This is a genomic window from Pseudomonas sp. SYWMCR5 (assembly GCF_057197165.1).
In genome coordinates this window covers 35,946-53,686 of sequence record NZ_JBXUNH010000003.1, presented here as the reverse complement: position 1 = coordinate 53,686, position 17,741 = coordinate 35,946, and the positions used below count along the sequence as shown (strand labels likewise).

General features: G+C 62.9%; 18 protein-coding genes. 9 read left to right on the top strand and 9 right to left on the bottom strand.

Going from position 1 to position 17,741, the window contains the following annotated elements; translation table 11 throughout:
- Positions 1-4 precede the first annotated feature (4 nt).
- The 5 genes from AC2CGW_RS10625 to dprA all read right to left on the bottom strand — a co-directional run bounded on the left by AC2CGW_RS10625 (position 5) and on the right by dprA (position 3,280).
- Positions 5-310 (bottom strand): Txe/YoeB family addiction module toxin, encoded by a 306-nt coding sequence (locus AC2CGW_RS10625; RefSeq protein WP_186670019.1) that lies wholly within the window; start codon positions 308-310, stop codon positions 5-7.
- Entirely contained in the window at positions 276-560 is a 285-nt protein-coding gene (locus AC2CGW_RS10620; protein WP_186670021.1) for a type II toxin-antitoxin system Phd/YefM family antitoxin, read from the bottom strand. The genes AC2CGW_RS10625 and AC2CGW_RS10620 overlap by 35 nt, the downstream gene beginning before the upstream one ends.
- 200 nt (positions 561-760) lie before the next feature.
- The gene (locus AC2CGW_RS10615) at positions 761-1,066 is read right to left on the bottom strand and encodes a hypothetical protein (protein ID WP_484574027.1); all 306 of its coding nucleotides are present in this window, start codon (positions 1,064-1,066) and stop codon (positions 761-763) included.
- 521 nt (positions 1,067-1,587) lie between these two features.
- The gene (tsaC, locus tag AC2CGW_RS10610; protein WP_426352765.1) at positions 1,588-2,145 is read right to left on the bottom strand and encodes an L-threonylcarbamoyladenylate synthase type 1 TsaC; all 558 of its coding nucleotides are present in this window, start codon (positions 2,143-2,145) and stop codon (positions 1,588-1,590) included.
- A 37-nt stretch (positions 2,146-2,182) separates the two neighbouring features.
- Complete coding sequence (dprA, locus tag AC2CGW_RS10605) at positions 2,183-3,280, bottom strand: DNA-processing protein DprA (RefSeq protein ID WP_186670230.1); 1,098 nt, start codon at positions 3,278-3,280, stop codon at positions 2,183-2,185.
- A gap of 208 nt (positions 3,281-3,488) precedes the next feature.
- Between dprA and def the strand changes: the two genes are divergently transcribed.
- From def to AC2CGW_RS10580, 5 genes are read left to right on the top strand one after another with little or no spacing between them, the layout of a single operon-like run.
- On the top strand, positions 3,489-3,995 hold the full coding sequence (def, locus tag AC2CGW_RS10600) for a peptide deformylase (protein ID WP_186721119.1): 507 nt from the start codon (positions 3,489-3,491) through the stop codon (positions 3,993-3,995).
- Between the two features lie 60 nt (positions 3,996-4,055).
- Complete coding sequence (gene fmt, locus AC2CGW_RS10595; protein ID WP_484574026.1) at positions 4,056-4,988, top strand: methionyl-tRNA formyltransferase; 933 nt, start codon at positions 4,056-4,058, stop codon at positions 4,986-4,988.
- Complete coding sequence (gene rsmB / locus AC2CGW_RS10590) at positions 4,985-6,295, top strand: 16S rRNA (cytosine(967)-C(5))-methyltransferase RsmB (RefSeq protein WP_186721123.1); 1,311 nt, start codon at positions 4,985-4,987, stop codon at positions 6,293-6,295. The genes fmt and rsmB overlap by 4 nt, the downstream gene beginning before the upstream one ends.
- A gap of 23 nt (positions 6,296-6,318) precedes the next feature.
- A complete protein-coding gene (gene trkA / locus AC2CGW_RS10585) occupies positions 6,319-7,692 on the top strand; it encodes a Trk system potassium transporter TrkA (protein WP_186670218.1) in 1,374 nt (457 codons plus the stop codon).
- 11 nt (positions 7,693-7,703) lie between these two features.
- Positions 7,704-8,012, top strand: a complete 309-nt coding sequence (locus tag AC2CGW_RS10580) for a tetratricopeptide repeat protein (RefSeq protein WP_186670216.1) — start codon at positions 7,704-7,706, stop codon at positions 8,010-8,012.
- A gap of 177 nt (positions 8,013-8,189) precedes the next feature.
- Here AC2CGW_RS10580 and AC2CGW_RS10575 read toward each other — a convergent pair whose 3' ends face one another.
- Positions 8,190-9,077, bottom strand: a complete 888-nt coding sequence (locus AC2CGW_RS10575; RefSeq protein WP_186670214.1) for a lysophospholipid acyltransferase — start codon at positions 9,075-9,077, stop codon at positions 8,190-8,192.
- 41 nt (positions 9,078-9,118) lie between these two features.
- Positions 9,119-9,670, bottom strand: coding sequence for a DNA-3-methyladenine glycosylase I (locus AC2CGW_RS10570; RefSeq protein WP_054893031.1), 552 nt, complete (start codon positions 9,668-9,670; stop codon positions 9,119-9,121).
- A gap of 84 nt (positions 9,671-9,754) precedes the next feature.
- On the opposite strand from AC2CGW_RS10570, the gene glyQ reads away from it, so the two are divergent.
- The 4 genes from glyQ (at position 9,755) to AC2CGW_RS10550 (ending at position 14,116) form a co-directional block, all read left to right on the top strand.
- The gene (gene glyQ, locus AC2CGW_RS10565) at positions 9,755-10,702 is read left to right on the top strand and encodes a glycine--tRNA ligase subunit alpha (RefSeq protein ID WP_025337182.1); all 948 of its coding nucleotides are present in this window, start codon (positions 9,755-9,757) and stop codon (positions 10,700-10,702) included.
- Complete coding sequence (gene glyS, locus AC2CGW_RS10560; RefSeq protein WP_186670212.1) at positions 10,699-12,753, top strand: glycine--tRNA ligase subunit beta; 2,055 nt, start codon at positions 10,699-10,701, stop codon at positions 12,751-12,753. The genes glyQ and glyS overlap by 4 nt, the downstream gene beginning before the upstream one ends.
- 3 nt (positions 12,754-12,756) lie before the next feature.
- Positions 12,757-13,284, top strand: a complete 528-nt coding sequence (gene gmhB / locus AC2CGW_RS10555) for a D-glycero-beta-D-manno-heptose 1,7-bisphosphate 7-phosphatase (protein WP_186721127.1) — start codon at positions 12,757-12,759, stop codon at positions 13,282-13,284.
- Positions 13,285-13,345: 61 nt separating this feature from the next.
- The gene (locus AC2CGW_RS10550; protein ID WP_186721128.1) at positions 13,346-14,116 is read left to right on the top strand and encodes a lysophospholipid acyltransferase family protein; all 771 of its coding nucleotides are present in this window, start codon (positions 13,346-13,348) and stop codon (positions 14,114-14,116) included.
- Between the two features lie 203 nt (positions 14,117-14,319).
- Here AC2CGW_RS10550 and AC2CGW_RS10545 read toward each other — a convergent pair whose 3' ends face one another.
- Positions 14,320-15,939: an MFS transporter gene (locus AC2CGW_RS10545; protein WP_186670206.1), complete on the bottom strand. Its 1,620-nt coding sequence runs from the start codon at positions 15,937-15,939 to the stop codon at positions 14,320-14,322.
- Between the two features lie 96 nt (positions 15,940-16,035).
- Positions 16,036-17,685: a GMC family oxidoreductase gene (locus AC2CGW_RS10540; RefSeq protein ID WP_484574025.1), complete on the bottom strand. Its 1,650-nt coding sequence runs from the start codon at positions 17,683-17,685 to the stop codon at positions 16,036-16,038.
- Positions 17,686-17,741 lie beyond the last annotated feature (56 nt).

Below are 17,741 nucleotides of genomic sequence, written 5' to 3'. Positions count from 1 at the left end.
CTTATCAATCGTAATGAAAACGGCATTGCAATACCGTTAGCTGCCCACCCTCATAGAAATAGACGAGGCGATGCTCTCGGGTAATACGCCGTGACCAGTATCCAGAAAGGTCTCCCTTGAGTGGTTCAGGCTTGCCAGTTCCCTTGAAAGGCGTACGACAGCACTCACGAATGAGTGCATTGATCACCTCGAAAATCGCCGAATCGACTGCTCGCCAGTGGTGATAGTCTTCCCATCCCTCAGCAGTGAACGCAACGCTCACAGAATTTCGCACCTCAATCTTGTTGCGGTGCTTTGACTTCATGTTCATTGATGATCAGCTCATGGGCAGCGGGCTTACCCGACCTATGCTGTTCGACAGATGAGCGCAAGCGCTTGGCATTGGCTGAAGAGCTCAGCAAGTACAGGGTTTCCTGCATGCCGTTGTAGTCCTCAAGAGAAAGCATCACCACGGGCTCGCCACGTTGGCGCGTGATGATTGCCGGCTCGTGGTCACGACATACGTCATCCATCGTTTGTTTCAGATCGGCGCGAGCTTGGCTAAAGGTAATTACGTGCATTGTCCAATCCTTCCCGGATAACAAAGGAGAGCTGAGCGAACATTGTACAATGTAACGTACACATCTCAATGACCTACCATCGGCGTCTTCGTCGCTTGTTCAGGATGGAATGCTTCGCAAAGCCCGAGAAGCTTATTGTCCAAGGGCTGTGCAGAAAACTTCATGCATTCAGCGAAGCGCGTAGTTGTTTTCCGAACCCGTTAAGAGGACTCACCAGGTTTCACTGTCGACTCGATCCCATCCAGCATCGCTTCAACCAGGCCCTCTGCCAGCTCGATGGCATGCAGGCTCGACCAGAACATGCCGCGACCTTCGTCACTCAAGTGGTCAATGGCTTTGATGCCAGTTTCGTAGGCGCAGCGCAGGTAGAGCGCGACGTGGACCAAGGCGTCGTGGGGTTCGATGTCGGGGTTGACGGTGAAGAGCGGGGGATGGCCGGCGTCGCAGCGGCCGAAGGGGTGGGCGGTGGTTTTTGGGAGGGGTGGGTCGGGGACTATCTTCTTCACTTTTGATCTCCTGAATAGACCAACCCCATCCGTTACCACGCGAATGGGTGGCGGCTGCACGCGGGGTGGTAAACCGGGAGGAGACCTCAGACCCGGCAGGCGTAAGCCTCCCGCGCACAGCCACCATGACTGCGGAGATCATCCTCTTCGGGTTACCACACCCGATCGCCAAGTTGTTCGGCGACGGTCTGGAGCCTAGAGGTAGACGTTCCCACTGAGAAGGTAATGGCGATCGACAGGCCGCGTAGGATATTTCCCTAAATCAGAAATGTGCAGCCTCAAGGATCAGAATCAGAAAGATCACACCGCTACTGCGCACGTTGTAGGAGCAACTGTCTTGTTCAAAATCTAAAGGCCAGCCCAATCCCTAGACTGCCCCCAAGGGTTGGATTTGTGTCCAACTTCTTGGGGGCAGTCCATCCCTGTGGGAGCGGGCTTGTCCCGCGATCACCGGCATAGCCGGTGCCATGCATCGCGGTGTTACTTTCGCGGGCAAGCCCGCTCCTACAAGGTGTGAACAATCAGCCCGGCCGCACTACTTCGCCCGTGACCAGATCGCGAATCACACTCGGATTCCTGCGTCCGCCCAGCGCGCCGCCGAGCACCAGGTCCAGCTCGTTGTGGAAATACTGCTCCACCCGCAACCGGCTCTTGGCCGCCGGCCGCCCGGCAGGATTGGCGGAGGTGGAGATCAGCGGCCCCACCAGCGCGCACAGCTCACGCACCTGGGGATGATCGCTGACCCGCAGCGCCACCGTATCGTGCTGGCCAGTCACCCACTCGGGCAACAGGTCCTGGTGCGGCACCAGCCAGGTGTTCGGGCCCGGCCAGGTGCTGCCCATGCGATCGATCCAGTCCTGGGGGAATTCCTCGAACAGGAAGTCGAACTGACGGATGTTGTCGGCGACCAGGATCAGGCCTTTATCCACAGGGCGCGACTTGAGCGCCAACAGGCGGTACACCGCGTCTTCGTTCCACGGGTCGCAGCCCAGGCCCCAGACCGCTTCCGTCGGATAGGCGATCACCGCACCCGCCTTCACCTCACGCGCGGCTTGTTGCACACGCCAACTGCTCACCATTGCTGTCTCTCCGCTTTAAGCCTGATGCGCAGTGTACTTAGGCGGAACGGGCAAACCAACGTCCGGCTTCGCTGCTGACCCGCCCTTCGAGTTCGAGCTCGGTCAGACTGGCCAGTACCTGGGCCAGTGGCAGCCCGCTGCTGTGGGCCAGGCCCTCGCTGGTCTGTGGAGCGGCATGCAGCAACGCCAGCAGTGGATGACCCGGTTTCTCCACAGACGCAGGAGGCAGGTTCTGCCAACCGCGCAGGCTGTCGAGGATCTGCCCGACACTCTCCACCAGCAGCGCACCATCGCGAATCAGTTGATGGCAGCCCTTGGCGCCAGGGTGGTGAATGGAGCCGGGAATCGCGTACACCTCCCGACCCTGTTCGGCTGCCAGCCGGGCGGTGATCAACGAGCCGCTGGCCAGGCTGGCCTCCACGACCAGCACGCCGAGCGACAGGCCACTGATGATCCGGTTGCGGCGGGGGAAGTTGCCGGCCAGTGGCCCGGCGTCCAGCGGGTACTCCGAAACCAGCGCGCTGCCGTTGTCGATCATGGCCCGTGCCAAGTCGCGATGGCGCTGTGGATAAAGTTTTTGCAACCCCGTGCCGAGCACCCCGATCGTGTGGCCGCCGGCGTTCAACGCAGCCCGATGAGCGGCGCCGTCGACACCCAGTGCCAAGCCGCTGGTGATGGTGAACCCGGCCTGAGCCAGGCAACGGGAAAACGCACCGGCCGTATCCAGCGCCGGGGGTGACGCACGCCTGCTGCCGACGATCGCCAACTGCGGCCGTTCGAGCAAGGCAGGGTCGCCGGCGACGAAAAGCAAAGGCGGCGGATCATCTATCTCGGCCAGCAATGCCGGGTATCCAGGGCCGTCCCACATCAGTAAACACTGGCCCGGACGCTCTAGCCAGGCCATTGCAGCCAATGCGCCATCGCGTACTTGCGCACTGCGCCGGGCGTCTATACTGGAAGCCTTCAGGCCCAGAGCACGCCAGGCGCTAGCCGGCGCACTGAGTGCCGAAGAGGCACTGCCGAATGCTTCGATGAGGGTATGGAAACGACGCAAGCCAATATCGGGAAGGCGATGCAGACGCAGCCGCGCCTCCAGTTCCGCTGGAGTGCAAGGCGACGAACGGGATGGGTTCATGGTGGATCATCCTTGATCGGCAGGAGGCCAATAAGCGGGCACTTCCTGTGGATAACTTTGTGGGTAACACTTTGAAAAGCTGTCGACTGAAACGCCAGCTATCAAGCTCATAGAGACCCTAGCCAAGCTTCCCAGGTGCCGAACGCTCCATTTCCCTTTATTATGTGTGCTCAGTTTTCAACCAAACGCACAGTGACTGCCTGACCCTATGGCCATCTTGAACATCCTCGAATTCCCCGACCCGCGCCTGCGCACCCTCGCCAAACCGGTAACGGAGTTCGACGACGCCCTGCACCAGCTGATCGACGACATGTTTGAAACCATGTACGAAGCGCCCGGCATCGGCCTGGCCGCGACCCAGGTCAACGTGCACAAGCAGGTCGTGGTGATGGATCTTTCCGAAGATCGCAGCGAGCCGCGGGTGTTCATCAACCCCAGCGTCGAAGAGCTGACCCACGACATGGGCCAGTACCAGGAAGGCTGCCTGTCGGTGCCAGGCTTCTACGAGAACGTCGACCGCCCGCTGCGCGTACGGGTCAAGGCTCAGGATCGCGATGGCAAGCCCTTCGAGCTCGAGGCCGAAGGCCTGCTGGCGGTGTGCGTGCAGCACGAGTTCGATCACCTCAACGGCAAGCTGTTCGTCGACTACCTGTCTCAGCTCAAACGCGACCGGATCAAGAAGAAGCTGGAAAAGCAGCACCGCCAGCAAGCCTGATCCCCACCTTCCAGAAGGCTTGCTCCGGCAAGCCTTTTTCTTTTTTGAAGCGAGAACTCCATGCGCATCGTCTTCGCAGGCACCCCAGAGTTTGCCGCCGAACACCTCAAGGCCCTGCTCGACAGCCCGTACGAAATCGTGGCCGTCTACACCCAGCCTGACCGTCCCGCCGGCCGGGGTCAGAAGCTCATGCCGAGCGCGGTCAAGGCGTTGGCCGTGGCCCACGACATCCCGGTGCTGCAACCGCCGACCCTACGCAACGCCGAAGCCCAGGCCGAACTGGCCGCGCTCGCGCCTGACCTGATGGTGGTGGTCGCCTATGGCTTGATCCTGCCGCAGGCGGTGCTGGATATTCCCCGCCTTGGCTGCATCAACAGCCATGCCTCGCTGTTGCCTCGCTGGCGCGGTGCGGCGCCGATCCAGCGCGCCGTGGAGGCGGGCGACGCCGAAAGCGGTGTGACGGTGATGCGCATGGAAGCGGGCCTGGACACCGGCCCCATGCTGCTCAAGGTCACCACGCCGATCAGCGCCGAAGACACCGGCGGCAGCCTGCATGATCGCCTTGCCCAGATGGGCCCGGGCGCCGTGGTTCAAGCCATCGCCGGCCTTGCCGACGGCAGCTTGCAGGGCGAGGTGCAGGACGACGCCCTGGCCACCTATGCACACAAGCTGAACAAGGATGAGGCACGCCTGGACTGGAATCGCCCGGCCGTGGAACTGGAGCGCCTGATCCGCGCCTTCAACCCTTGGCCGGTGTGCCACAGCACCCTCGACGGCGAAACCGTGAAGGTGCTGGGCGCGAACCTGTCCACAGGCAAAGGTGCACCAGGCGAGATCCTGTCCGCGAGCAAGGACGGCCTGGTGGTCGCCTGCGCTGACGGCGCCCTGAGCCTGACGCGCCTGCAACTGCCCGGTGGCAAGGCCCTGGCCTTCAGCGACCTGTTCAACAGCCGCCGCGAGAAGTTCGCAAGCGGCAAGGTGCTCGGCCAATGAACCCACGCCTGGCTGCCGCCCGCGCCCTTGCGGCCGTACTCAGCGGCAAGGCTTCGCTGAACAGCTCGCTGCCCGCGCAACTGGACAAGGTCGAGGAGCGCGATCGCGGCCTGACCCAGGACCTGGCCTTCGGCACCGCCCGCTGGCAACCACGCCTGGACCTGCTTGCCGCACAACTGCTGCAGAAGCCGTTCAAGGCCGCCGACGCCGATGTGCAGGCGCTGCTGCTGGTCGGCCTGTACCAGCTGTTCTACACACGCATTCCGGCCCACGCCGCCATCGGCGAAACCGTCGGCTGCGCCGACAAGCTCAAGAAGCCTTGGGCAAAGGGCCTGCTCAACGCCGTGCTGCGCCGCGCCCAGCGTGAGGGCGAGGAACTGCTCGCCAGCCTGGAGCGCGACCCGGTGGTCCGCACCGCGCACCCGCGCTGGCTGCAGAAGTCGCTCAAGGCGTTCTGGCCGGAGCAATGGGAAGCCATCTGCGCCGCCAACAACGCCCACCCGCCGATGATCCTGCGGGTCAACCGCCGTCATCACAGCCGTGATGCGTACCTGGCGCTGCTGGCTGATGCTGGCATCGGCGCCAGCGCTTGCCCGTTCAGCCGCGATGGCATCGTGCTGGCCGAAGCCTGCGACGTGCGCGGGCTGCCGGGCTTCGCCGACGGCTGGATCAGCGTGCAGGACGAAGCCGCACAGCTGTCGGCCGACTTGCTGGAGCTGGCCCCCGGCCAACGTGTGCTCGATGCCTGCTGCGCCCCGGGCGGCAAGACCTGCCACCTGCTCGAAGCCGAGCCGGGCCTGGCGCAGATGGTCGCCATCGACCTGGAGGCCAAGCGCCTGGCGCGGGTGCGCGAAAACCTCGACCGGCTGCAGCTCGATGCCGAGCTGATCGCCTGTGATGCCCGCGATACCGCCAGCTGGTGGGACGGCAAGCCGTTCCAGCGCATCCTGCTCGATGCGCCGTGCTCGGCCACAGGCGTGATCCGCCGCCACCCGGACATCAAGCTGACCCGTCAGGCCGAGGACATCCCGGCCCTGGCCGCACTGCAGGGAGAGCTGCTCGATGCGCTGTGGCCGACGCTCGAAGTCGGCGGCATGCTGCTCTACGCCACCTGCTCGAGCCTACCGACCGAGAACACCGACGTGATAGACGCCTTCCTCGCCCGCACCCCCGGTGCCCGTGAGCTCGACCTGGCGACCGAGGCCGGCCTGCGCCAGCCCCACGGCCGCCAGCTACTGGCCCAGGAAGGCGGCCACGACGGCTTTTACTATGCCAAGCTGATCAAGATCGCCGCCTCGCGCGGATAAGAACAAAAGGTAGGGAGTAGCGGATGAAGATCATCATCCTCGGCGCAGGCCAGGTAGGCGGTACGCTGGCCGAACACCTGGCGAGCGAAGCCAACGACATCACGGTGGTCGACACCGATGGCGAGCGCTTGCGTGACCTGGGCGACCGCCTCGACATCCGCACCGTGCAGGGCCGCGCCTCGCTGCCCACGGTACTGCGCCAGGCGGGCGCCGATGATGCCGACATGCTGGTGGCAGTGACCAACAGCGACGAGACCAACATGGTCGCCTGCCAGGTGGCCTATTCGCTGTTCCACACCCCGACCAAGATCGCCCGGGTGCGCGAATCCTCCTACCTCAGCCGCGAGGAGCTGTTCGACAACGACCACATTCCGGTGGACGTGCTGATCAGCCCCGAGCAGGTGGTGACCAACTACATCAAGCGTCTGATCGAGCACCCCGGCGCCCTGCAGGTGATCGACTTCGCCGAGGGCAAGGCCCAGTTGGTGGCGGTCAAGGCCTACTACGGCGGCCCGCTGGTGGGTCAGCAACTGCGCCAGATCCGCGCGCACATGCCCAATGTCGATACCCGCGTGGCTGCGATCTTCCGCCGCGACCGGCCGATCAAGCCCCATGGCGACACGGTGATCGAGGCCGACGACGAAGTGTTCTTCATCGCCGCGAAGAAGGACATTCGTGCAGTGATGGGCGAGCTGCGGCGTATCGACGAGACCAACAAGCGGGTGGTCATCGCCGGTGGCGGGCAGATCGGCGAACGCCTGGCCGAAGCCATCGAAAGCCGCTACCAGGTGAAGATCATCGAGATGAGCCCGGCACGCTGCCGGCATCTTTCGGACAACCTCGAAAGCACCGTGGTCCTGCAGGGCAGCGCATCGGACAAAGACCTGATGCTCGAAGAAAACATCGCCGAGGCCGACATCTTCCTGGCCCTGACCAACGACGACGAGGCCAACATCATGTCGTCGCTGCTGGCCAAGCGCCTGGGTGCCCGCAAGGTGATGACGCTGATCAACAACCCGGCCTACGTCGACCTGGTGCAGGGCGGCGACATCGACATCGCCATCAGCCCGCAGTTGGCAACCATAGGCACGCTGCTGGCCCATGTGCGCCGTGGCGATATCGTCAGCGTGCACTCGCTGCGTCGCGGTGCAGCGGAAGCCATCGAGGCAGTCGCCCATGGTGATTCGAAGTCGAGCAAGGTGATCGGCAAGGCCATCGAAGACATCGCCCTGCCGCCCGGCACCACCATCGGCGCGATCATTCGCGACGAAGAGGTGCTGATCGCCCACGACGACACGGTGATCGAGGCGGGAGACCATGTGATCCTGTTCGTTGTGGATAAAAAGCACATTCGCGATGTGGAGAAGCTGTTCCACGTCGGCTTGAGTTTCTTCTAGGAGAAGACGGCATGCGCGAATCGCTGGAAAAGATGCTGGCCAAGGGTGTGGATAACCCGCTGCTGAGATTCGGCCTGGGCAAGGCCTGGCTGGATGAGGGCAAGGGCGCCGAAGCAGCGGTGCACCTGGCGAGTTGCGTCGAGCAGGACCCGAAGTACTCGGCAGCGTGGAAACTGTTGGGCAAGGCGTATCAGCTCGAAGGCGACATCGCTGCGGCGCGCAAGGCGTGGGAGGAGGGGATCGTTGCGGCGCAGGCCCATGGCGACAAGCAGGCCGAGAAAGAAATGGCCGTGTTCCTGAAAAAGCTGAACAAAGCCTGACAGACGCCACGGTCCTTGTAGGAGCGGCGGTTCGCCGCTGCGACTTGTCCCGCGATCGGGCGCGAAGCGGCCGCAAACTCGGCAACCGAGATTTTCCTGATAGATCTCGGCGTCTGGTTTTACGGCCGCTTCGCGCCCGATCGCGGGACAAGCCCGCTCCTACAGTTTGTGGATAACTCAGTACCAGCGCGGCTCGCCGGCCGGACGCTTCTTGAAGCGCTTCATGCTCCACATGTACTGGCTCGGATACTCGCGCACATAGCGCTCGACCACCTTGCTCATGGCTGCCGCAGCCACCGCCACATCCTCGCTGTACATCGCTTCGGGCGCCGCTTCGAGGAACACCTTGAACCCGGACCCGTCCGGCAGGCGCAGGGCATGCAGGAACACCCCCACCGCCTTGCCGCCAGCCAGCATGTTCGGCACGAACTTGCTGGTCAGCGCCTGGGTGCCGAGGAAAGGCACGAATACCCCCGCCGACTCGGCCGGCTCAGGGTCGGCAGGAATGCCCACCTGCCCGCCGCGACGCACTTCCTTGATCACGCTGAGAATGCCTTCCTTGGTCGAAGGCGCCACGCGGTTGCCCATCTGCACCCGCTGCTCGCGCAGCAGGTCATCCACCGCCTTCAGCTTGGGCGGACGGTAGAAGATGATCGGCTTGCACTGGTTGCAATAGAAGTGGTTCAGCACCTCCCAGTTGCCCAGGTGGCTGGTGATGCCGACCACCCCTTTGCCTGAGGCCAGGGCTTGCTCGAGCACTTCCAGGCCGTGCACTTCCTTGACCAGCTCCAGCGACTGCTGAGGCGGGCGGATCCAGGCCCAGGCGCTTTCGACGAAGGACTTGCCGATATCCTTCAGCGCACGCCCCACCAACTGCTCACGCTCGGCAGGGTTCATCTCGGGGAAGCACTTGGCAAGGTTGATGCGCACCACGTTGCGCGAACCGTTGGGGATTTTCCACATCAGCCAGCCGATACCGGCACCGACGCGCTGCACCGCGCCCCAGGGCAGTTTGGCGAACAGGCGCAGCACCCCGACCATCAGGGCGCCCTTGAACTTTTCCACAGGCCAATTCCTTATTTCTGCAAGGCGCGCATTGTAACGCCTCAGCGCACCAGCGCGGCGTAGCGATCGCAATCGGTGGTGTGGTCCATGACCATGCCGGTGGCCTGCATGAAGGCGTAGCAAATGGTCGGACCGACGAAGGTGAAGCCCTTTTTCTGCAGGGCTTTGCTCATCGCCTTGGCTTCGTCGGTGATCGCCGGGATGTCGGCGCGCCCCTGGTAATGGTTGATCTTCGGCTCGCCGCCAACGAACGACCACAGCCACTCGCCGGGGTTTTCCAGCGCCAGCCAGGCCCGCGCATTGCGGCGCACGGCATTGAGCTTGAGGCGGTTGCGGATGATGCCTGGATCGAGCATCAGTTCTTCTATCCGCTCGTCGCTCATCTCGGCCAGTTGCACTGGGTCGAAGCCTTGCAGCACCTGGCGATAGCGCTCGCGTTTCTTCAGCACGGTGATCCACGAAAGGCCCGCCTGGAACCCTTCGAGCAAAAGCATCTCGAAGAGCAACGCCGGGTCGCGCTGCGGGGTTCCCCATTCCTGGTCATGGTAGGCCTGGTACAAGGGATCGTCGGTACACCAAAAGCAGCGTGGCATAAGGCTCCAATTACGTAGAGGGCGAGGCGAATCGGGTTATACTCCCGCTCTTTACATCCGCATCCCCAGATACAGGTGAATTTCGTGAGCCAGCCTACGCCAGCCGTGCGTACCTTCCAAGACCTGATCCTCGCCCTGCAGAACTACTGGGCCGAGCAAGGTTGTGTGGTACTTCAGCCCTACGATATGGAAGTAGGCGCCGGCACTTTCCACACCGCCACCTTCCTGCGCGCCGTCGGCCCGGAGACCTGGAACGCTGCCTACGTGCAGCCTAGCCGTCGCCCCGCCGACGGACGGTATGGCGAAAACCCCAACCGCCTGCAGCACTACTACCAGTTCCAGGTGGTACTCAAGCCGAACCCGGCCAACTTCCAGGAGCTGTACCTGGGCTCGCTGAAGGCCATCGGCCTGGACCCGCTGGTCCACGACATCCGCTTCGTCGAAGACAACTGGGAATCGCCGACCCTGGGTGCCTGGGGCCTGGGTTGGGAAATCTGGCTGAACGGCATGGAAGTGACCCAGTTCACCTACTTCCAGCAGGTCGGTGGCATCGAGTGCTATCCGGTCACCGGCGAGATCACCTATGGTCTGGAGCGTCTGGCCATGTACATCCAGGGTGTCGATTCGGTGTACGACCTGGTCTGGGCCGACGGCCCGTTCGGCAAGGTCACCTATGGCGATGTGTTCCACCAGAACGAAGTGGAGCAATCGACCTACAACTTCGAGCACGCCAACGTCGAGAAACTGTTCGAGCTGTTCGACTTCTACGAAAGCGAAGCCAACCGCCTGATCAAGCTGGACCTGCCGCTGCCGACCTACGAAATGGTCCTGAAGGCTTCGCACACCTTCAACCTGCTCGACGCCCGCCGCGCCATCTCGGTGACCGAGCGCCAGCGCTACATCCTGCGCGTGCGCACCCTGGCCCGCGACGTGGCGCAAAGCTATCTGCAAGCCCGCGCACGCCTGGGCTTCCCGATGGCCACCCCCGAACTGCGTGATGAAGTACTGGCCAAGCTGGAGGCTGCACAATGAGTGCGCAAGATTTCCTGGTTGAACTGGGCACCGAAGAGCTGCCCCCAAAAGCCCTGGCCTCGCTGGGCGACGCATTCCTGGCCGGTATCGAGAAAGGCCTGCAGGCCGCCGGCCTGAACTACGCCGGCAAGTCGGTCTATGCCGCGCCACGCCGCCTGGCCGTACTGATCCGCCAACTGGACGTACAGCAACCTGATCGCAGCATCAATATCGACGGCCCGCCCCGCCAGGCCGCCTTCGATGCCGACGGCAATCCGACCCAGGCCGCCCTCGGCTTCGCCAAGAAGTGCGGCGTCGAGCTGTCCGAGATCGACCAGAGCGGTGCCAAGCTGCGCTTCTCCCAGCACATCCCGGGCAAAGCCACTGCCAGCCTGCTGCCAACCATCGTCGAAGACTCGCTCAACGACCTGCCGATCCCCAAGCGCATGCGCTGGGCGGCCAGCCGTGAAGAGTTCGTGCGCCCCACTCAGTGGCTGGTGATGCTGCTGGGCGACCAAGTCGTCGACTGCACCATCCTCTCGCAGAAAGCCGGTCGCGAATCGCGCGGGCACCGCTTCCACCACCCGGAAAACGTGCTGATCACCACCCCGGCCAACTACGTCGAGGACCTGCGCAAGGCCCACGTACTGGCCGACTTCGCCGAACGCCGCGAGCTGATCGCCAAGCGCACCGCAGAGCTGGCCCTGCAGCAGGAAGGCAGCGCCATCGTACCGCCGGCGCTGCTGGACGAAGTGACTGCGCTGGTCGAATGGCCGGTGCCGCTGGTGTGCTCGTTCGAGGAGCGCTTCCTGGAAGTGCCGCAGGAAGCCCTGATCACCACCATGCAGGACAACCAGAAGTACTTCTGCCTGCTCGACAGCGAAGGCAAGTTGCTGCCGCGCTTCATCACCGTGGCCAACGTCGAGAGCCTCGATCCGAAGCAAATCGTCGAGGGTAACGAGAAGGTCGTGCGTCCGCGCCTGACCGACGCCGAGTTCTTCTTCAAGCAAGACAAGAAGCAGCCTCTGGAAACCTTCAACGAACGCCTGAAGAACGTGGTGTTCCAGGCCCAGCTGGGTACGGTGTTCGACAAGGCCGAGCGTGTCTCCAGGCTGGCCGCCTACATCGCCCCGTTCATCGGCGGCAGTGCAGCCAACGCCGGCCGCGCCGGCCTGCTGTCCAAGTGCGATTTGGCCACCGAAATGGTCGGCGAATTCCCTGAAATGCAGGGCATCGCGGGCTACTACTACGCCGTCAACGATGGCGAGCCACAAGATGTCGCCCTGGCACTGAACGAGCAGTACATGCCGCGCGGTGCTGGCGCTGAGTTGCCGGAAACCCTCACCGGCGCCGCCGTGGCCATCGCCGACAAGCTCGACACCCTGGTCGGCATCTTCGGCATCGGCATGCTGCCAACCGGCAGCAAGGATCCCTACGCCCTGCGTCGCGCCGCCCTCGGCGTGCTGCGCATCCTGATCGAGAAGCAGCTGGACCTGGACCTGACCGCTGCGGTCGAGTTCGCGGTCAAGCAGTACGGCGCCAAGGTCAAGGCTGCAGGCCTGGCTGACCAGGTGCTGGAGTTCATCTTCGATCGACTGCGTGCACGCTACGAAGACGAAGGCGTCGATGTGGCCACCTACCTGTCGGTACGTGCCCTGAAGCCGGCTTCGGCCCTGGATTTCGATCAGCGCGTGCAGGCCGTGCAGGCCTTCCGCAAGCTGCCGGAAGCCGAGGCCCTGGCCGCGGTGAACAAGCGCGTTTCGAACCTGCTGAGCAAGGCCGAAGGCGCCATCGCCGACCAGGTCGAGCCGAAGTACTTCGACAACGCCAACGAGTTCTCCCTGTACTCGGCGATCCAGCAGGCCGACCAGGCTGTGCAGCCAATGGCTGCCGCACGCCAGTACAGCGAATCGCTGGCACGCCTGGCTGCGCTGCGCGATCCGGTCGATGCGTTCTTCGAGGCGGTCATGGTCAACGCCGAAGACGCCAAGGTACGCGCCAACCGTTATGCCCTGCTCAGCCGCCTGCGCGGTCTGTTCCTGGGCGTGGCCGACATCTCGCTGCTGGGGTAAGCCTTGAAACTGCTGATTCTCGATCGAGACGGGGTGATCAATCACGACTCCGACGCCTACATCAAGTCGCTGGAGGAGTGGATCCCCATTCCCGGCTCGATCGAGGCCATTGCGCAGTTGAGCAAGGCGGGCTGGACGGTGGCAGTGGCCACCAACCAGTCCGGCATTGCCCGTGGCTACTACCCGCTGTCCACGCTGGAGGCCATGCACGCGCGTCTGCGCGAGCTGGTCGCCGAGCAGGGCGGCGAGGTCGGGCATATCGTGTATTGCCCGCATGGGCCGGACGAAGGCTGCGAGTGCCGCAAGCCCAAGCCCGGAATGCTGCGGGCGATTGCCGAGTATTACCAAGTCGACCTGCGCGGTGTATGGTTCGTCGGCGATAGCACAGGTGACCTGGAGGCCGCCCTGGCCGTCGGAGCACAACCGGTGCTGGTGAAAACCGGCAAAGGGGAGAAGACCCTGAAAAAGGGCATCCCTGAAAACACATTGATTTTCGACGATCTGGCAGCCATCGCCAGAGAACTTATTTAAAGAGTGCGCCTGTTCGGCGCACTTCCTCAGGCGGGCGAGCCCCGCAACGGTACATGCCACTATGTCGATCCTGCAGGCGATCAGAATCTTTCTTTTTTACCTGCTGTTGGGCACCAGTTCGCTGCTGTGGTGCTCGCTGAGCTTCTTCATCGCGCCCTTCTTGTCGTTTCCGCGGCGCTATCGCTTCATCAACGTCTACTGGTGCCGCTGCGCGGTGTTCCTGACACGGGTGATCCTGGGTATCGACTACAAGATCATCGGCGCCGAGAACGTGCCAAAAGAGCCCTGCGTGATTCTGTCCAACCACCAGAGCACCTGGGAAACCTTCTTCCTCTCGGCATACTTCTCGCCCATGAGCCAGGTGCTCAAGCGTGAGCTGTTGTACGTGCCGTTCTTCGGCTGGGCAATGGCGATGCTGCGGCCGATCGCCATCGACCGCAACAACCCCAAGGAAGCCCTGCGCCATGTGGCGAGCAAGGGCGACGAACTGCTCAAGCAGGGCGTCTGGGTGCTGATTTTCCCCGAGGGTACGCGCGTGCCCTATGGTCAGGTCGGCAAGTTCTCCCGCGGTGGCACCGCCCTGGCGGTGAACGCCGGCCTGCCGGTGCTGCCGATCGCGCACAACGCTGGCAAGTTCTGGCCAAAGACTGGCTGGGGCAAGCGCTCTGGCACCATCGAGGTGGTGATTGGCGAGCCGATGTACGCCAACGGCACCGGGCCACGTGCCATCGCCGAGCTCAACGATCGTGCCCAGGCGTGGAACGAGGCGACACAGCGGGCCATGGGGTCGCTGCCGCCGGCAGAAGAAAACGTCACCGAATCAATCGCCTGACGATCTGTGGATAACGTGTTAGCAATTTTTGGATTAATGCTTTCGGATCGTATCTAAGTAGTTGAATTAGCTATTTATTTCTCTGTATGACGTTTTTTCGAAAATCGTGCATAAGTTTTTTCGAGGCATAAAAAAACCGGCTTTTACGCCGGTTTTTTCATGCCTGGGCAACCCAGGTGTCTGCGTCGCGGGTTAACCCGCTCCTACACCTTGTCGATGTCCACATCCTTGGTCTCTTTCAGGCAGAAGATTCCCACCACCAGGCTGATCCCGGTGATCAATACCGGGTACCACAACCCATAGAAGATATCCCCGGTATACACCACCAGCGCGAACGATACCGTCGGCAGGAAGCCACCAAACCAGCCGTTGCCGATGTGATAGGGCAGCGACATCGAGGTGTAGCGGATACGTGTGGGGAACAGCTCGACCATCACCGCTGCCAGTGGCCCGTAGGTCATGGTCGCGATCAGGATCATCGCCACGATCAGCACCACCACCATCACCTGGTTCACATGGGCAGGGTCGGCCTTGGCCGGATAGCCCGCCTGCTCGATAGCCGTGCGCATCGCCACTTCATCGAAACCGTTGATGGTCTTGTCACCGATGCTCACCGAAACGTCGCTGCCCGTCGCCGCAACCGAGCTGTAAGGCAGGCCCTGCTTGACCAGGAAGGTCTTGACCTTGTCACAAGGGCTGTCGAAGCGTGCCTTGCCCACCGGGTCGAACTGGAAGGTGCAGCCTTGCGGGTCGGCACTGACCACGATCGGCGACTGCCGGCTGGCGGCGTCGATCTGCGGATTGGCGTAGTGGCTGAGCGCCTTGAACATCGGGAAGTAGCACAGGGTCGCCAGCAGCAGGCCAATCATCAGGATCGGTTTGCGCCCCACGCGATCCGACAGCCAACCAAAGAACACGAAGAACGGCGCACCTATCACCACGCTGATGATCAGCAGGGTATTGGCCTGGGCCGGGTCCATCTTGAGCATCTGAGTCATGAAGAACAGCACGTAGAACTGCGCGGTGTAGAAGGTCACGGCCTGGCCGGCGTTGATGCTGAACAGGGCGGTGAGCACCACCTTGAGGTTGGGCCAGGAGGTGAACGACTCGCGGATCGGCGACTTGCTGATCTTGCCCTGGGCCTTCATTTTCACGAAGGCTGGCGACTCGTGCATGCTCATGCGAATCCAGGTGGAGATGCCCAACAGCACGATCGACAGCAGGAACGGCAGGCGCCAGCCCCAGGTCTCGAACTGGTCGCCACTGATGTACCGGCTGCCCAGCACCACGATCAGCGACAGTAGCAGACCGAGGGTGGCAGTGGACTGGATGAAGCCGGTGTGGAACCCGCGCTTGCCGGGCGGGGCATGCTCGGCCACGTAGGTGGCCGCCCCACCGTATTCGCCGCCCAAGGCCAGGCCCTGGAGCATGCGCAAGATCACCAGGATGATCGGTGCGGCGATGCCGATACTGGCGTAGGTGGGCAACAGGCCGACCGCGAAGGTCGACAGGCCCATCAGCACGATGGTCACCAGGAAGGTGTACTTGCGCCCGATCATGTCGCCCAGGCGTCCGAATACCAATGCACCGAAAGGCCGCACGAGGAAGCCTGCGGCAAAGGCCATCAAGGCGAAGATGAAAGCGGTGGTGTCGTTGACGCCGGCAAAGAACTGCTTGCTGATCACCGCTGCCAGCGCGCCATAGAGAAAGAAGTCATACCACTCGAACACCGTCCCGAGGGATGACGCGAAAATGATCTTGCGTTCCTCACGTCGGCTGCCGCTGGTGGCCGCCGCGCCCTGCTCTTGAATGTAATCCGACATCGTTGCTGTCCTCGGCCCGCAGGCCACAGTGATTATTTTTCTTGTTCCACTGTCGGCAGCCATCGACCGCAAGCTGCCGGTGTTGCACGCACCCGGTCAGGGCGTCGGTATCGCGCTGGTATCGCTGAGGTTGCTGTGGCTTGGGGCCCCCTTGAGAATCAGTTGTGCCGCCTTCTCGGCGATCATCAATGTCGGTGAACAGGTATTGCCGGAGACGATCTGCGGCATGATCGAGGCATCGGCGACGCGCAGGCCAGGTATGCCATGGACGCGCAGCTGGTTATCCACAACGTCCAGCGGCCCATTGCCCATACGGCAGGTGCCGACCGGATGGAAGATGGTGGTGCCGATCTTGCCGGCGGCCTCGTGCAGTTGCTCCTCGGTTTGCAGCGCGGGGCCTGGCAGATACTCCTTGGGATCGAACGCAGCCAGGGCAGGGGCCTGGACGATGCGCCGGGTGAGGCGGATAGCATCAGCGGCGACCTGCAGGTCCTGTGGGTCGCTGAGGTAGTTGGGGTCGATCAGCGGCGCTGCGTTCATGTCTGCCGAGCGGATGTCGATGCGTCCACGGCTGGCCGGGCGCAGGTTGCACACCGAAGCCGTGAAGGCAGGGAAGCGGTGCAACGGTTCGCCGAAACGCTCGAGCGACAGCGGCTGCACATGATACTGCAGGTTGGCGGTGGCCTGCTCCGGGCTCGAGCGCACGAATGCGCCCAACTGGCTCGGCGCCATGGCCAGCGGCCCGCTGCGGTCGTAGAGGTAGCGCAGGCCCATGCCCAGCTTGCCCCACAGGCTGTTGGCCATCTGGTTGAGCGTGCGGGTGTTCTGGATCTGGTAGATCAGGCGCAGTTGCAGGTGGTCCTGCAGATTGCCGCCCACGCCCGGTAATTCGTGACGCACCGTTATCCCCAGGTCTTCGAGCAGCTTGCGCGGCCCAATGCCTGAACGCTGCAGGATGCCAGGCGAACCGACGGAGCCTGCGCACAGGACGATCTCGCGGCGGGCACGAAACTCATGCCAGGCCCCTTGCCAGCGCGCCTTCACCGCAGCGGCACGGGCGTTGTCCAGCACGACCTGATCAACCTGCACATCGGTGAGCACGGTAAGGTTCGGGCGGGACTGGACGGGCCGCAAGAAGGCCTTCGAGGCATTCCAGCGCACACCGCTGCGCTGGTTGACCTGAAAGTATCCACAGCCCTGGTTGTCGCCGGTGTTGAAGTCTCCGACCTTGCCGATACCGCTTTGCTCGGCGGCATCGCGGAACGCATCGAGGATCGGCCAGCTGTAGCGTTGCTGCTCTACCCGCCACTCACCATCGGCGCCATGGCTTTGGCTGGCGCCAGCGAAGTGGTTTTCACTGGCCTTGAACAACGGCAGTACATCGTTCCAGCTCCAGCCGTCGTTGCCTTGTTCGGCCCAGCGGTCGTAGTCTGCGGCCTGGCCGCGCATGTAGATCATGCCGTTGATGGAGGAACAGCCGCCCAGCACCTTGCCCCGCGGATAGCCGAGGCTGCGACCGTCCAGCCCAGGCTGGGCTTCGGTCTTGAAGCACCAGTCGGTGCGGGGGTTGCCGATGCAGTAGAGGTAACCGACGGGGACGTGAATCCACGGGTAGTTGTCGCGCCCGCCCGCCTCGAGCAGCAGGACGCGGCAGGCAGGGTCTGCGGACAATCGATTGGCCAGCAGGCATCCGGCGGGACCGGCCCCTACGACCACGTAGTCGAAGACAGAATCGGCTGATGGCATGTGCAACCTCGCGCCTGATTATTATTCTTGTCCCCACCCATCTTATTGATTAATTT

Excerpts from the sequence above, each read along its gene's own strand:
- trkA (WP_186670218.1), top strand. The coding sequence starts at position 6,319 with ATGAAGATCATCATCCTCGGCGCAGGCCAGGTAGGCGGTACGCTGGCC.
- AC2CGW_RS10570 (WP_054893031.1), bottom strand. The coding sequence starts at position 9,670 with ATGCCACGCTGCTTTTGGTGTACCGACGATCCCTTGTACCAGGCCTAC.
- AC2CGW_RS10545 (WP_186670206.1), bottom strand. The coding sequence starts at position 15,939 with ATGTCGGATTACATTCAAGAGCAGGGCGCGGCGGCCACCAGCGGCAGC.
- AC2CGW_RS10625 (WP_186670019.1), bottom strand. The coding sequence starts at position 310 with ATGAACATGAAGTCAAAGCACCGCAACAAGATTGAGGTGCGAAATTCT.
- AC2CGW_RS10580 (WP_186670216.1), top strand. The coding sequence starts at position 7,704 with ATGCGCGAATCGCTGGAAAAGATGCTGGCCAAGGGTGTGGATAACCCG.
- dprA (WP_186670230.1), bottom strand. The coding sequence starts at position 3,280 with ATGAACCCATCCCGTTCGTCGCCTTGCACTCCAGCGGAACTGGAGGCG.
- def (WP_186721119.1), top strand. The coding sequence starts at position 3,489 with ATGGCCATCTTGAACATCCTCGAATTCCCCGACCCGCGCCTGCGCACC.
- fmt (WP_484574026.1), top strand. The coding sequence starts at position 4,056 with ATGCGCATCGTCTTCGCAGGCACCCCAGAGTTTGCCGCCGAACACCTC.
- tsaC (WP_426352765.1), bottom strand. The coding sequence starts at position 2,145 with ATGGTGAGCAGTTGGCGTGTGCAACAAGCCGCGCGTGAGGTGAAGGCG.
- rsmB (WP_186721123.1), top strand. The coding sequence starts at position 4,985 with ATGAACCCACGCCTGGCTGCCGCCCGCGCCCTTGCGGCCGTACTCAGC.
- AC2CGW_RS10550 (WP_186721128.1), top strand. The coding sequence starts at position 13,346 with ATGTCGATCCTGCAGGCGATCAGAATCTTTCTTTTTTACCTGCTGTTG.
- AC2CGW_RS10540 (WP_484574025.1), bottom strand. The coding sequence starts at position 17,685 with ATGCCATCAGCCGATTCTGTCTTCGACTACGTGGTCGTAGGGGCCGGT.
- glyS (WP_186670212.1), top strand. The coding sequence starts at position 10,699 with ATGAGTGCGCAAGATTTCCTGGTTGAACTGGGCACCGAAGAGCTGCCC.
- AC2CGW_RS10620 (WP_186670021.1), bottom strand. The coding sequence starts at position 560 with ATGCACGTAATTACCTTTAGCCAAGCTCGCGCCGATCTGAAACAAACG.